Genomic DNA, 13,606 nt, shown 5'->3' with positions numbered 1-13,606 from the left:
TTCAGTATATCAAAGCTCCTGGGTACAAACAACAAAAAAATGAAATTCAGGAGGACACTATTTGAATATTTTTGAAGAAGTAAAGGCCCGCGTTTCTGCAAAAGATGTGGCAATGCATTATGGTCTAAAGTTGAACAGGAATGGAATGGCATGTTGTCCCTTCCATGATGATAAGCATCCAAGTATGAAGGTTGATATTGATCATTATCACTGCTTCGGATACGAAGCGCACGGTGATGCGATTAGTTATGTTGCAGCGTTCTTTGGCATTGGACAATATGAAGCAGCCTGTAAGATCAACGAAGATTTTGCGCTAGGAGTTGAAACTGACCATAGGCTTTCAGATCAGGAAAGACAAGTTATCGAGAGGCAGCGTACAGACCGTGCAAGAATCACTGATATTAAGGGGCACTTTCAGGAGTGGAAGAGAAAAGAAATTGATGAACTGCTGGAATGTGAGCAGTTGATTGAACAGTCCGAAGAGCATCTTATGAATGCAGATCCGCATGTGGTGTATGTATCAAATGGATTTGCCTATATGATGCATGTTAAGGCGATCATCGGATACTGGTTGGATATCCTTTGTATGGGTTCGGAAGAGGAAGCCAGAGACTTCTTTCTGACAGATGGGAAGGAGGTGAGCCGTATTGTCGCAAATGTTAAGCGAGCAGGAGAAACGATCCTGGGAAGAAACAGCAAGAGTGCTTAATGAAAGACCTTTCTATACTACGGAAGATGTTAAGAACATGCTTCAGACAAACGAGAAGGGTCAGATCTGTCAAAGCATCGATAACTGTATGACAGCACTTCAGTATGATCCGGCACTTGCCGGAGCCATTTGTCATAACGATCTCACAAACAAGATGGACATTATTAAAAATCTTGGGTGGGATATGCCAACCGGTGGAATTCGCGATGTAGATATTGATCAGATTGATTGGCTACTGGAACGAACTTATGGATTGAAGAATTACAAGATGATTTGAAAGGCAATGAATATCATTGCAAGCCAAAATCATTTTCATCCCATAAAGGATTATCTGGAGAATTTAAAGTGGGACGGTATCAGCAGAGTTGGAGATCTTCTGCCAAAGTATCTTGGCGTAGAAAAGTCAGAGTACGAAACAGAGATTATGACACTGTTGATGCAGGCAGCGATTCACAGAATCTATGATCCGGGATGCAAATTTGAAATTATGGTATGCCTTATCGGAGGTCAGGGAGCCGGAAAGTCTACACTCTTCCGGCTCCTTGCAATCAAGGATGAATGGTTTTCAGACGACCTTTGAAGGCTGGATGATGATAATGTGTACCGTAAGCTTCAAGGACACTGGATCATCGAAATGCCGGAGATGCTTGCTACAGTTAATGCAAAGACTGTGGAGGAGATCAAGTCCTTCCTCAGCAAGCAAAAGGACAATTATAAGATTCCTTATGAAGTGCATCCTGAGGACAGGCCAAGACAATGCGTTTTTGTGGGAACCAGCAATATGCTGGATTTTCTTCCCTTGGATCGTACCGGAAATCGTAGATTTGCTCCCATCACTGTGAATATGGAAATGGCTGAAAAACACATTCTGGAGAATGAGCTAGAGTCCAGAGAGTACATCATTCAGGTCTGGGCTGAGATAATGGATTTCTATCGGAGGAATAAAGACTTTAAACTTAAGCTTTCCAGAAAAACGGCTGAGTATATTAAGAAATTGCAAAAAGAGCATATGCCGGAAGATACAAATGTCGGAATCATTCAGGTCTGGCTCGATAGCTATCATGATGATTATGTCTGTAGCAGGATGATCTACCGAGATGCGTTGAGGCGAGATTCTGATAATCCGAAGCAGTGGGAGCTTCAGGAAATCGGAAATATTATGAACAATAGCATCGAAGCTCTCCGCAGGAGTCCTGCTGAAGGCAACCTTCGGTAGAGCGACTTATGTTTTGATACGCAGTGTCAAAACTAATAAAACGTTACTTCCGACACTTCGTGCTTGCAAATTTCGCGCATGTGCTAATGTACATGATTTTCAAGAGTAACAGAACCCCGCCGGTATGCGGCGGGCCCGCTTAGGCGGGAAAAGATAAGCGCAGAAAAGGAGGTATGGATGAATGGCAAAAACATTATCTTTTGTAAAAGGCAAAGGAAGTCTTCGTCATAACAACAGAGAGTTCATTGCCAGTAATATAGATAAGGATTGAGTCTCCTGGAATATGTATTATCTTCAGCAGTCATTGCAATCTGCTTACGAAGAGATCTTTGGGCAGGCAGTGGCAGAATATAATGCCAAGCAAAAGCGCAGTGATCGTAAGATTGATGACTATCTGGCGAAGATAAAAAATTCCGGGAATAAAGAAAAACAATTTTACGAGACCTTGGTTCAGATTGGAAAGAAAGATGATACTGGAGTATTGGATGAGAATGGAGTGCTGTCAGAGGATGCAAAGCAGGCCAAGGAAGTTCTGAATGAGTATGTTAGGACATTTCAGGAAAGGAATCCTAATTTGATTCTATTCAATGCAGTTTTTCATATGGATGAGGCAACACCTCATCTGCATCTGGATTATATTCCGGTTGCTCATGGTTATAAGACCGGACTAAAAACGAGGAATAGCCTGACGAAGGCTTTGCAGGAAATGGGAATCGCTCCGGCTGTTGCCAAGACAGATAACGAGACCATGCATTGGCAGGAACGAGAGCGAAACTATCTCATGGAACTATGTTACGATAGAGGAATTGAGATGGAGATTCTCGGCGTAGATTGTGATAGTTATAGCATCCCGGAATATAAACAAGCCATGAGGGAGAAAGAAGCTACAGAAGCAGAAATTGAGATTCTGAACTCTGAGAAGATTGAAATTACCGAAGCAATGGCTGATATCGATGCGGAGATTTCAAAGCAACAGGAAACGCTGCATGAAATCAATGAGCGAATTTCTGAAGCTGAGAAAAAAGTTGAAGTAAAGGCAAAGACTCTCGATAAAATCTTGGATGCAGGCAAACCGGTAGATAAGGAAATCTCAGAAATCAGGGAAATGGCCACTGTGACAACTCCGATTTTTGGAGGAGAACCTATGGTAAAGATTCCAAAGAAAATCTTTGATTAGATGATTGCAAGATACAGAGCTGCCGGCACATTTGAAAATTTGAATAGGCAGTATGGCCGGGCATTGGATTCCAAGGAAAAGAAGATTGCTGAACTGACCGGAGAACTCCAAAAATGGAAGGACAAGTACAAACAATGTACAGAATTTCTTAAGAGTCATAATCTGCTGGATCTCTTTAAGGAATTCATCCGACCAAAGACTCTTCGTGAGAAGCTAGAACTCAGTAAACAGAAAGCATCGGAGCAGGATCAGCAGAAAAGTGAGTTAGAGATTGTAAAAGATAAAAAACATGATATCGCAATTTGATTGTGAGAAAGAAGGTAAATATGAATATGTATGGTGTACTTACAACGCCAGATGAATTTGAACAGCGGGATGATCGCTCCTATGAAACCTTGAAAGAGGAAGGTGTATATGATCTTAAGCTGATATTCAGAGGATGGTATCGGAAATCATTTTCGATGGGGCTGATATGTTATTTTGAAACAGCTGATGGAAATAGATTTAAACTGTTTTGCTTCCGGCATACCAGGAATGGCGAAGACAAATATAGTCCTAAGCAGTGTGAGGTTGATTTTGAAAAGGTAGAGGATGAAACATGGTGGCGATGTACCGTAAAGAAAAATGAGAAGGGTAAATATGCCTGGGTAGATGCAGAAGCAATTGGATAATATGAAAAATGGCGAGAGAGTCAATTCTCCCGCCAGATTTTTTAATTACATCATTAATTGCTTAACTACATCATTTTTAAAAAAATGATGTAGTTAATGTTGACAATGAGTATATTGCGTATTATCATTTAATTGCATCATTATATCCGCTTATGAGTGAATTGATATTTGAATGAGGATATTGAATTGAGAAATTTTGATTATAGTAAAAAAATGGAAAAGCTACTGACACCTGAGATTGTGGCATTGCTTACACAGATCCATGAGTATAAAGGCGAACAGTCACTTTTTATTGAAGCGAAGGCAGATACACTGACACAGCTTGTAGAGATAGCCAAGATTCAGAGTACTGAGGCATCCAACAAGATTGAAGGTATCTATACTTCTGATGCCAGATTAAAAGCACTTGTTAAGGATAAGACCACACCTAAGACGAGAAATGAGCGAGAAATCGCCGGGTACAGAGATGTTCTTAATACAATTCATGAAAGTCATGATTATATTTCGATAAGGCCGAATATGATCCTTCAGCTTCATAGAGGTCTATATAAATTTGAAGGTTATGATATCGGCGGAAAGTATAAAGCTGCGGACAATATCATTGAGGAAGAAGATGAGCAGGGTAACAAGTTCGTAAGATTCAGACCAGTTCCTGCATGGGAAACGCCTGAAGCAATCGAGAACCTTTGTAATGAATTTGATAAAGCTCTTGGAACTGGAACGATAGATCCGCTTCTTTTGATACCAATGTTCATATTGGATTTCTTATGTATCCATCCGTTTAATGACGGTAACGGAAGAATGAGCAGGCTACTTACATTGCTTTTATTATATAGAGCTGGATATATCGTAGGAAAGTATATCAGTATCGAGCATCTTATAGAAAAGACCAAGGCTTCATACTATGAATGCCTACAGGAAAGCTCTATTAACTGGCATGAAGAAGAAAATAATTATGTGCCGTTTGTACAGTATATGCTTGGCGTTGTAGTTGCCGCATACAGAGATTTTTCTGACAGGGTTAAGACTCTGGTTGTCAGCGGTCTTTCGAAACCGGAACGTGTAGCTGAACTAATTAAGAACACATACGGTGAAATCACAAAGTCGCAGATTATGGAGAAATGCCCTGACATCAGTCGTATAACAGTTGAAAGAGCATTGGCCGAACTATTGTCATCGGAAAACATCATAAAGATCGGTGGCGGCAGATATACAAAATATGTTTGGAACAGAGATAAGGAATAAAGGAGAACTATAATGACCGGAGAACTTGGTAATAAGATTGATAGTTTGTGGGAGATCTTTTGGAACGGTGGAATTACAAATCCGCTTGATGTTGTTGAGCAGATGACGTATCTCATGTTCATAAAGGATTTGGATGATACAGACAATCTCCGTGCAAAGGAAGCTGCTATGCTTGGACTTCCTTACAAGAGTATATTTGCAGATGGAGTCGAGATTGGAGACCGCAAGGTTGACGGTAATCAGCTTAAGTGGTCTACATTCCATGATTTCCCGGCGCAGAGAATGTACTCCGTTGTCCAGGAGTGGGTATTCCCTTTTATAAAGAATCTTCACGGAGACAAGGATTCTGCATATAGCAAATATATGGATGACGCGATCTTTAAGGTAAATACTCCTTTGATGCTTTCCAAGATTGTGGATGCAATGGACGAGATTTACTCCATGATGGAAGCGCTTCATCAGACAGATATCCGAGGCGATGTATATGAGTACCTTCTTTCCAAGATTGCTCAGTCTGGTGTTAACGGCCATTTTAGAACTCCGAGACATATTATTCGTATGATGGTAGAGATGATGGATCCGAAACCGACAGACAGTATCTGTGATCCTGCTTGCGGAACTTCCGGATTCCTTGTTACCAGTGGTGACTACTTAAGAGAGAAATACAAGAAAGAAGTTCTTCTTGATAAACAGAACAGAAATCATTTCATGAATGATATGTTCCACGGATATGACATGGACAGAACCATGCTTCGTATCGGTGCCATGAATATGATGACTCATGGTGTTGAGAATCCATTTATCGAGTATCGTGACAGCTTATCAGATCAGAACCCTGATAAGGATATGTACTCCCTTATTTTGGCTAATCCACCCTTTAAGGGCAACCATGATGCAGATACTGTATCAACAGATCTTCAGAAGGTATGTAAGACCAAGAAAACAGAACTTTTATTCCTGGCATTGTTTGTAAGAATGCTTAAGATTGGAGGAAGATGTGCATGTATCGTTCCTGATGGTGTGCTCTTTGGATCTTCCAAAGCACATCAGGCTATCAGAAAAGAAATTGTAGAGAACCAGCGACTTGAAGCAGTTATCTCCATGCCTTCCGGTGTGTTTAAACCTTATGCTGGAGTTTCAACAGGAATACTCATCTTTACCAAGACCGGTCACGGCGGAACAGATGATGTATGGTTCTATGATATGACCGCAGACGGTTTCAGCCTTGATGATAAGCGCTCTGAAATCAAGGATAATGATATCCCTGATATTATCAGCCGATTCAAGAGCCTTGAGATTGAAAAGGACAGAAAACGCACAGAAAAGTCCTTCATGGTATCTAAGAAGGAAATTGCTGATAACGGTTATGATCTCTCAATCAATAAATACAAAGAGGTTGAATATGTTGCGGTAGAGTATCCACCGACATCAGAGATCATGGCAAATATCAGAGATATTGAGAAGCAGATCAGCCAGGAAATGGATGAGCTTGAAAAGCTTCTAAATGAGTAACTGTTGCGTCCTTCGGGACGTATTAACATAAATTCGGATTTGTAGGGATGATATTAGATGAGAAGATTGTTAAAAGATATTGCCGTAATAGGCGCTGGGCAAGGAGCACCACAAGGTGATAGCAATTATTGTGATAATGGAACACCTTTTATTAAGGCAGGTAATCTTCAAGAATTGATTGAAGGAAAAGACATCAATGATATTCAGCAAGTATCAGAGAATGTTGCTAAAGAGCATAGGTTGAAAATATATCCGAGAGGAACAATTTTATTTGCTAAAAGTGGAATGTCTTGTATGAAAGGGTATGTATATGTTTTGCCACAGGATGCGTATGTAGTAAGCCATTTGGCATGCATTACCCCAAACGAAGATTGCTCTGAATATTTAAGATATTATTTTACTTTTCATAAACCTAATCAGCTAGTCAAGGATGCTGCTTATCCATCTATAAGTTTGTCTGATATTGGTGATTTGGAAATTGATATGAAATCTGTATCAGAGAGAACAGATATTGTAAATCAGTTGAAGCATATTGAGTCCATTATTTCATTAAGACAGGAAGAATTATCTGCTTTAGACGAACTCATTAAAGCCCGATTTGTCGAGTTATTTGGAGATGCAAGGGTGAATCCTAATAAGTACGATACTATACCTTTTATTGATATCGTTGATTATATGGGAGATATCGGTTCCAATGGTGCAAATAAGGTAGTGGTTGATCATCTTGATATGAAAGATGAAGAAGATTATGCAATGATGGTTCGTTTTACGAATTTCACAAAGAATGATTTTACTAACGATGTCAAATATGTTTCAAAAGAGGCATATGACTTCTTTAAAAAATCACAGATATTTGGTGGCGAGTTGATTATATGCAAGATAGGTAGTGCTGGTCAAAACTACGTTATGCCATATTTGAATAGACCAGTTTCACTAGGACTTAATCAGATTATGGTAAGAATAAAAGAAAATATTCTTATGCCATATTTATATCAGTATCTACATACCAATTATGGTGAGTTTCTGATTTCTGGATGTGTCAATGGAGCTGTTACCAAGACTATTACCAAAACAGAGTTAAAGAAAATACCTGTGATGTTACCACCAATGGAACTACAGAAAGAGTTCGCAGACTTCGTCAAACAAGTCGACAAATCAAAAGTTGTTGTTCAAAAGGCACAAGAAGAAACGCAAATGCTTTTTGATAGTTTGATGCAAGAATATTTTGGTTAGGAGAGGCTATGCAAGAATATTTACCCTACATGGTTTCTGTGTTATGTGCATTGATATCTGGAATATCAGTTATGCTATAGCCCGGAAACAGGCAAAGAATGATATAAATGTTATTTTAAAGCAGCACGAAGTTGATTTGGATGCATTGGAACGAAAGCCCCAAATGGAACTTGAAAAATTGAATCTGGAGCATGCACACCAGTTAGAGCTTCAAGGGAAAGATTTTGAAGCGAAGCTTAGTCCGTCGTTGTTGACAGAAGCAATGAAAATGCCAGAAGTAAGACAGCAGATTTCACAAGGAATAAAGAAAGGTAAGCGATAGATGAGTGTATCAGTTGATAGCATAGCGGAGAAAACATTTGATAATTTCAAAAAATAACGCCTGCTTTAGTTGCTGTAGCAATTCTGACAGGTTTACTGCTTTTTCTTCTGGATAATCTTTTAAAGGAAATGAGTCTCGGTGAATTACCTGTTTTGTGGAATCGGGTCATTGGCATAGTGTTTTTATTGAGCGTGGCTCTAATTTCAACGATGATTGTTTTTTTTCGGTGATTTCAATTATTACAGATAGAAGAAGAAATAAGCGAATCAGGGCGAATTTAAAGAAAAAACTTCAGACACTCAGCCCAAGACAAAAAGCTATTATTTTACAGGTTTTGAGAAGTAAAGATAAGACAATCACTTTGGATAAGAATTCTGGAGATACGATTTACTTAGTAAATAACCTGTTTCTACACATGCCAGAACAAGCATTTACATTGGGCTGGAATAACGAAATGATACTGACGTATGTTTCGCAACCTTGGTTGTTGGATTTATATAATGAAGAGTCTGAATTATTTAAATAGGATATGCCATAAGTTTTGTTCGAAATAGAGCGAAACGTTTGAATTATACGATGGCAAGGAGGTAGTATTATGACCAATTTCGATTATTTGAAAAATGAGCCGAAATTTAACACATTTTCTGATATTGCGATTGCGGCTGAGAAAATTTTATATATAGATGCTACCTCCTGCATCATCAACTGCCGTAGGGCGATGGAGTTTGCAATAAAGTGGATGTATTCCGTTGATGCATCACTTACCATGCCTTATCAGGATAATCTGATAAGTCTAATGAGCACGGAGGAATTCAGGGATATCATCGACGAAAATCTTATGAAGCGCATGGACTTTATTCGTAAGATGGGAAACAATGCTGCTCATTCCGGCAAGAAGATTACGGAGGATCAGGTGATTCTTTGTCTTGAGAACCTTCAGATCTTCTTTGATTTCGTATGTTACTGCTATGCTGATAAATATGAGGAGCATACCTTTGACAAGTCTCTGCTGGTCAAGGACGAAAACGAACAGGTAAAAAAGGATTTCCCTGACGTTGATATAGAAAAACTAATTGCAGAGAATTTTGCATTAAAGAAAGAACTGACATCTCGGCGTGAAGAGCAGGCAGAGACTTATGTTACGAAACCACTGGATCTTTCTGAGTATAAAACACGAAAGATTTATATTGATGCTATGCTCATGGATGCCGGATGGAAAGAAGGTTCCGACTGGATCAATGAAGTGGAACTCCCGGGTATGCCTAACAAATCTGAAGTTGGCTATGTAGATTATGTTCTTTATGACAATACACATAAACCACTTGCAGTTATAGAGGCAAAAAGAACTTGTGTCGATGTATCAAAGGGACGCCAGCAGGCAAAGCTTTATGCGGATATTTTGGAAAAAAAGTACAAGAGAAGACCTTGTATTTTCCTAACCAATGGTTTTGAAACAAGAATAATAGATGGACAGTATCCGGAGAGGAAGGTTGCCTGCATATATTCTAAGGCTGACCTTGAGAAGATGTTCAATCTCAGAAGGATGCGGACGTCCCTTGATCATATAAACGTAGATAAGAAGATTGCCGGTCGTTACTACCAGGAAGCCGCAATTAAAGCTGTATGTGACAGCTTTGATAAAAAGAACCGACGTAAAGCGCTACTTGTCATGGCAACAGGTTCTGGTAAGACAAGAACTGTAATTGAGTTATGTCATGTGCTCCTTGATGCTGGATGGATTCAAAATATCCTTTTCCTTGCTGACAGAACATCACTTGTAACTCAGGCAAAGAGAGCGTTTGTAAATAATTACTCGTCACTTTCAGTGACAAACCTTTGTGAGGAGAAAGATAACTATACAGCACACTGCGTTTTCTCTACCTATCAGACAATGATGAACTGCATTGATTCTGTAAAGGTTGAGGAGCAGAAGCTTTTTACCAGCGGACATTTCGATCTCGTAATATGTGATGAGGCCCATAGATCCATTTATAACAAATATAGAGATATCTTTTCCTACTTCGATGCACCGCTTGTAGGTCTTACGGCTACGCCTAAGGATGATATCGATAAGAACACGTATGAGATATTTGAATTAGAACCCGGTGTTCCTACTTATGGATATGAGCTGGGACAGGCTGTAACCAACGGATACCTTGTAGATTTCCTGTCTGTAGAAACAAAGCTAAAGTTCATTGAGCAGGGAATTGTATATGCGGATCTTTCCGATGAGGATAAAGCAATATATGAAAGCACTTTTGAAATGGAAGACGGAGATGTTCCGGAGGCCATCAGCTCATCAGCACTCAATTCGTGGATTTTCAATGAAGATACAATTTGTCAGGTACTTCATACTGTTATGACCGAAGGTATCAAGGTAGACTACGGTCAGAAACTTGGAAAGACAATTATCTTTGCTAAGAATCATGATCATGCGGAAAAGATTATTGAGATCTTTGAGGTTTTTGCAAAACTCGAAACTGATGGGTCAGTGTGCATAAATATGCAGTTTTCTCAGCAGGATTCCCGGCCTGTGCCCGGAAGGGAAAGAAAGGGGAGAAACTGAGGGGAAGGCTGCACCGGCATGCCATGGTGCCGGGAGGACAGCCCCGCCCCGTACGGCAAAGGACAGGTGTACCGTCATCTTTTTCTTGAAAAACAATTCTTTTTAGGGTATGAAAAAAGGCTCGCTTTTGATATACTTTGATTGTAAAAAAGAATAAAAGGAGCCTTTACCATGGATAGTACACCGAACCGCCTTTCACTGCAACCCCTCCTCTTCGACCGGCAGGACCTGTGCGGCTGCTTCTTCCTTGAGCCCACCCCGAAGGAGGTGGAGTTCCTGCGCTACTGGCAGGCACTGGTTGCCCTGGTCCCCACGCGGCTTTCACGGCCTGCGGGAGGGCGTACCGGGCGCAGGGGCTACAGCCTGATGGACATACTGGCGGTGCGTGCGGTGCTGCTCTTCTTCCGCCTGGACACCGTCACGGCTGCGGTTGCCCTGCTGCAGTCGAGCCCGAACCTGAGGACGGTGACACAGCTGGGGCGGGTACCCAGCCCGTCGTCGGTGAGCAGGCGGACGTCACGGCTGCTGGAGGAGATGGACTTCCGGGGGATCCATGACCGGCTGTGCAGGCAGTTCTATGCAGGCAGGACGGTGTGCCACCTGAGCCTTGACAGCACGCCCGTGGATGCACGGGAGAAGCCTGCGGTGAGGGCGAAGCGGCAGAAGGGCCGGAGGGGCCGCCCGAAGGCCGGCAGCGCAGAGGAGAAGGCGGTGCAGGAAAGGAAGGGGCAGGAGGCACGCCTGGTGCAGCTGCGCGACAGCGGGGACCCCCATGCCTACCTGGCCACGCTGGAACAGCGGTGCACGGTCACGGGGAAGCGGAACAGCAGGGGGCACATGCAGTGGCGCGTGGGCTACAAGGTACACCTGGCAGTGGACGACAGCGGCATCCCGGTGGCCAGTGCGGTGACGGGGGCGTGCGTGCATGACACGCAGCCGGCGATCCCCCTGCTGCGCATCGCCGCAGGGCGGTGCACCTGGCTGTATGCCCTCATGGACGGTGGCTACAGCAGCGGGGCGATCAGGGACAGGGTGCTTGCCATGGGCAGGGTGCCGCTCATCGACTTCAAGGCCGACCGCAACGGGGCCAAGGAGGAGATGGACCCTGCGGGACGCGCCAGGTACCGGGCACGGACCACGGTGGAGCGTACCAACAGCGAGCTGAAGGAGTGTTTCCTGCCGAAGGCGCTGTACGGCCGGGGGCCGAGGGCACGTTTCGACCTGCGGCTTGCGGTGCTGCTGCTGACCGTCAAGCGGATGGGCAAGGTGCTGGAAGCACGGCAGCAGGCGGCAAGGAAGAAGAGCGCATAGCAGGAAGGAATGGAAATGATGGCAGAGTGCAGGCACCCGGGAGGGCGTCCGTCCTGCGTGTGCGCGCAGGCCTGCGGCAGGCCATGAAGGCTACGTGATGCGGCCGGTTTCCATCCCCTGCAGCTGTCAGGCATGGCTTCTGCATGGATATGCATCATCCGTGAATATTTATTCAGGCATTCGTGAGTTTTGCAAAAACCTCCTTTAATAAGGATTACCCGCATTTGAACGGATTTGCGCAGGTGATCGACAATAGAATTAACTATGCTCAGACTTTGATAGATGAGTTCTCTGAGCCTAATAAGCTACCTCAGATAGCAATATCTGTAGATATGATGGATACCGGTATCGATGTACCGGAAGTATTGAACCTTGTTTTCTTTAAGAAGGTAATGAGTTATGCCAAGTTCTGGCAGATGATCGGACGTGGTACCAGACTTTGCCCGGGACTCATCGACGGAGAAGACAAGAGCAAGTTTTACATCTTTGATTTCTGCGGTAACTTTGAGTTCTTCCGTATGAGCAAGGGAAAACCTACTGCAAATATGATCGCGCTTCAAGGAGCTATCTTTAATCTCCAGTTTGAGATTGCATATAAGTTGCAGGACTTTGACCAGGTGGATAGGCTTATAGCTTATCGTAACGCATTGGTAGAAACGATGACTGGTAAAGTGCAGGAGCTTCCTCGTGAAAACTTTGCGGTAAGGCAGCACTTGAAATATGTTGACTTGTATTCCCAAGAGGCAAATTATCAATCACTGACATATGAAGATACATTGATTGTCCGAGAAGAGCTTGCTCTGCTGATCCTTCCAAATGATGACGAAGCAAGTGCCGTGCGTTTTGATGCGCTTATGTATGGTATTGAACTTGCTTATCTTGTGGGTAAGAAATACGGTAAAGCCCGTAGCGATTTATTTAAACGAGTTAGTAGTATCGCAAGAGTGGCCAATATCCCGGAAATAAAGGTGCAAGCGGAACTTATCGATAAGATCCTTCATACAGATTATATCGACAACTGCGGTATTAACGAGTTCGAGGAAATCAGAGAAAAACTCCGTAATCTCATGAAGTATATTCCTCATACCAAGCTTCGTTACGATACGAACTTTGAGGATGATATCCTTGATGTTACTTGGAATGAATCAGAGCTTGAAAATGATGATCTGAAGAATTATAAGGCAAAAGCGGAATACTATATCCGTGAACATCAGGACAATGAGGCAATCAAGAAGCTTAAGTCCAATATTCCATTGTCTCATAGTGATATAGAGGCACTGGAAAAGGTTCTTTGGTCTGAACTTGGCACCAAAGAAGAATATGAGCAGGAATATGGTTCTAAGCCTTTGGGGGAACTTGTCCGTGAAATCATTGGACTTGATATGAATGCAGCGAAGGCAGCATTTTCAAAGTACTTGGAGAATAACAACCTTGATAGCCGACAGATATACTTTGTTAACCAGATTGTTGAGTATATCGTTCATAACGGCATGATGAAAGATCTGTCTGTGCTTCAAGAATCTCCGTTTACGGATCAGGGAAGTGTGGTTGAGATATTTACAGATCTTAATATCTGGATGGGAATTAGAAAGGTAATAGAACGCATAAATGATAACGCGATAGCAGCGTAAACAATTGGGGGAG

General features: G+C 42.3%; 11 protein-coding genes and 3 pseudogenes. All 14 read left to right on the top strand.

What is annotated here, in order from left to right; all coding sequences use genetic code 11:
• The first annotated feature begins 61 nt into the window (after positions 1-61).
• The 14 genes and pseudogenes from LKE40_05710 to LKE40_05645 all read left to right on the top strand — a co-directional run bounded on the left by LKE40_05710 (position 62) and on the right by LKE40_05645 (position 13,593).
• Complete coding sequence (locus LKE40_05710) at positions 62-709, top strand: CHC2 zinc finger domain-containing protein (GenBank protein ID MCH3916945.1); 648 nt, start codon at positions 62-64, stop codon at positions 707-709.
• Positions 702-986, top strand: a complete 285-nt coding sequence (locus LKE40_05705) for a hypothetical protein (protein ID MCH3916944.1) — start codon at positions 702-704, stop codon at positions 984-986. The genes LKE40_05710 and LKE40_05705 overlap by 8 nt, the downstream gene beginning before the upstream one ends.
• A gap of 6 nt (positions 987-992) precedes the next feature.
• A pseudogene (locus LKE40_05700) lies at positions 993-1,925 on the top strand (virulence-associated E family protein).
• Positions 1,926-2,208: 283 nt separating this feature from the next.
• Positions 2,209-3,102: a plasmid recombination protein gene (locus LKE40_05695; GenBank protein MCH3916943.1), complete on the top strand. Its 894-nt coding sequence runs from the start codon at positions 2,209-2,211 to the stop codon at positions 3,100-3,102.
• Between the two features lie 39 nt (positions 3,103-3,141).
• Entirely contained in the window at positions 3,142-3,408 is a 267-nt protein-coding gene (locus tag LKE40_05690) for a hypothetical protein (GenBank protein MCH3916942.1), read from the top strand.
• A 2-nt stretch (positions 3,409-3,410) separates the two neighbouring features.
• Entirely contained in the window at positions 3,411-3,773 is a 363-nt protein-coding gene (locus LKE40_05685) for a hypothetical protein (GenBank protein ID MCH3916941.1), read from the top strand.
• Positions 3,774-3,959: 186 nt separating this feature from the next.
• Positions 3,960-5,018 carry a Fic family protein gene (locus tag LKE40_05680; protein ID MCH3916940.1) on the top strand — a complete coding sequence of 353 codons (1,059 nt, stop codon included), beginning with the start codon at positions 3,960-3,962 and terminating at the stop codon, positions 5,016-5,018.
• A gap of 12 nt (positions 5,019-5,030) precedes the next feature.
• Positions 5,031-6,530 (top strand): type I restriction-modification system subunit M, encoded by a 1,500-nt coding sequence (locus LKE40_05675; protein ID MCH3916939.1) that lies wholly within the window; start codon positions 5,031-5,033, stop codon positions 6,528-6,530.
• A gap of 57 nt (positions 6,531-6,587) precedes the next feature.
• A complete protein-coding gene (locus LKE40_05670; protein ID MCH3916938.1) occupies positions 6,588-7,763 on the top strand; it encodes a restriction endonuclease subunit S in 1,176 nt (391 codons plus the stop codon).
• 43 nt (positions 7,764-7,806) lie between these two features.
• Complete coding sequence (locus LKE40_05665) at positions 7,807-8,085, top strand: hypothetical protein (protein MCH3916937.1); 279 nt, start codon at positions 7,807-7,809, stop codon at positions 8,083-8,085.
• Positions 8,086-8,239: 154 nt separating this feature from the next.
• Positions 8,240-8,611 carry a super-infection exclusion protein B gene (locus tag LKE40_05660; GenBank protein MCH3916936.1) on the top strand — a complete coding sequence of 124 codons (372 nt, stop codon included), beginning with the start codon at positions 8,240-8,242 and terminating at the stop codon, positions 8,609-8,611.
• Positions 8,612-8,680: 69 nt separating this feature from the next.
• Positions 8,681-10,543, top strand: a pseudogene (locus LKE40_05655) (DEAD/DEAH box helicase family protein).
• A 279-nt stretch (positions 10,544-10,822) separates the two neighbouring features.
• Entirely contained in the window at positions 10,823-11,962 is a 1,140-nt protein-coding gene (locus LKE40_05650) for a transposase (GenBank protein MCH3916935.1), read from the top strand.
• A 203-nt stretch (positions 11,963-12,165) separates the two neighbouring features.
• Positions 12,166-13,593 (top strand): annotated as a pseudogene (locus LKE40_05645) (restriction endonuclease subunit R).
• The last annotated feature ends 13 nt before the right edge of the window (positions 13,594-13,606 follow it).

This window comes from Spirochaetia bacterium, from assembly GCA_022482625.1.
Taxonomy (GTDB): domain Bacteria; phylum Spirochaetota; class Spirochaetia; order Sphaerochaetales; family Sphaerochaetaceae; genus Pleomorphochaeta.
The sequence above is the reverse complement of the archived record's forward strand: the minus strand, read 5'-3'. Positions and strand labels throughout refer to the sequence as shown.

Excerpts from the sequence above, each read along its gene's own strand:
- LKE40_05665 (MCH3916937.1), top strand. The coding sequence starts at position 7,807 with ATGTGCATTGATATCTGGAATATCAGTTATGCTATAGCCCGGAAACAG.
- LKE40_05670 (MCH3916938.1), top strand. The coding sequence starts at position 6,588 with ATGAGAAGATTGTTAAAAGATATTGCCGTAATAGGCGCTGGGCAAGGA.
- LKE40_05695 (MCH3916943.1), top strand. The coding sequence starts at position 2,209 with ATGTATTATCTTCAGCAGTCATTGCAATCTGCTTACGAAGAGATCTTT.
- LKE40_05650 (MCH3916935.1), top strand. The coding sequence starts at position 10,823 with ATGGATAGTACACCGAACCGCCTTTCACTGCAACCCCTCCTCTTCGAC.
- LKE40_05675 (MCH3916939.1), top strand. The coding sequence starts at position 5,031 with ATGACCGGAGAACTTGGTAATAAGATTGATAGTTTGTGGGAGATCTTT.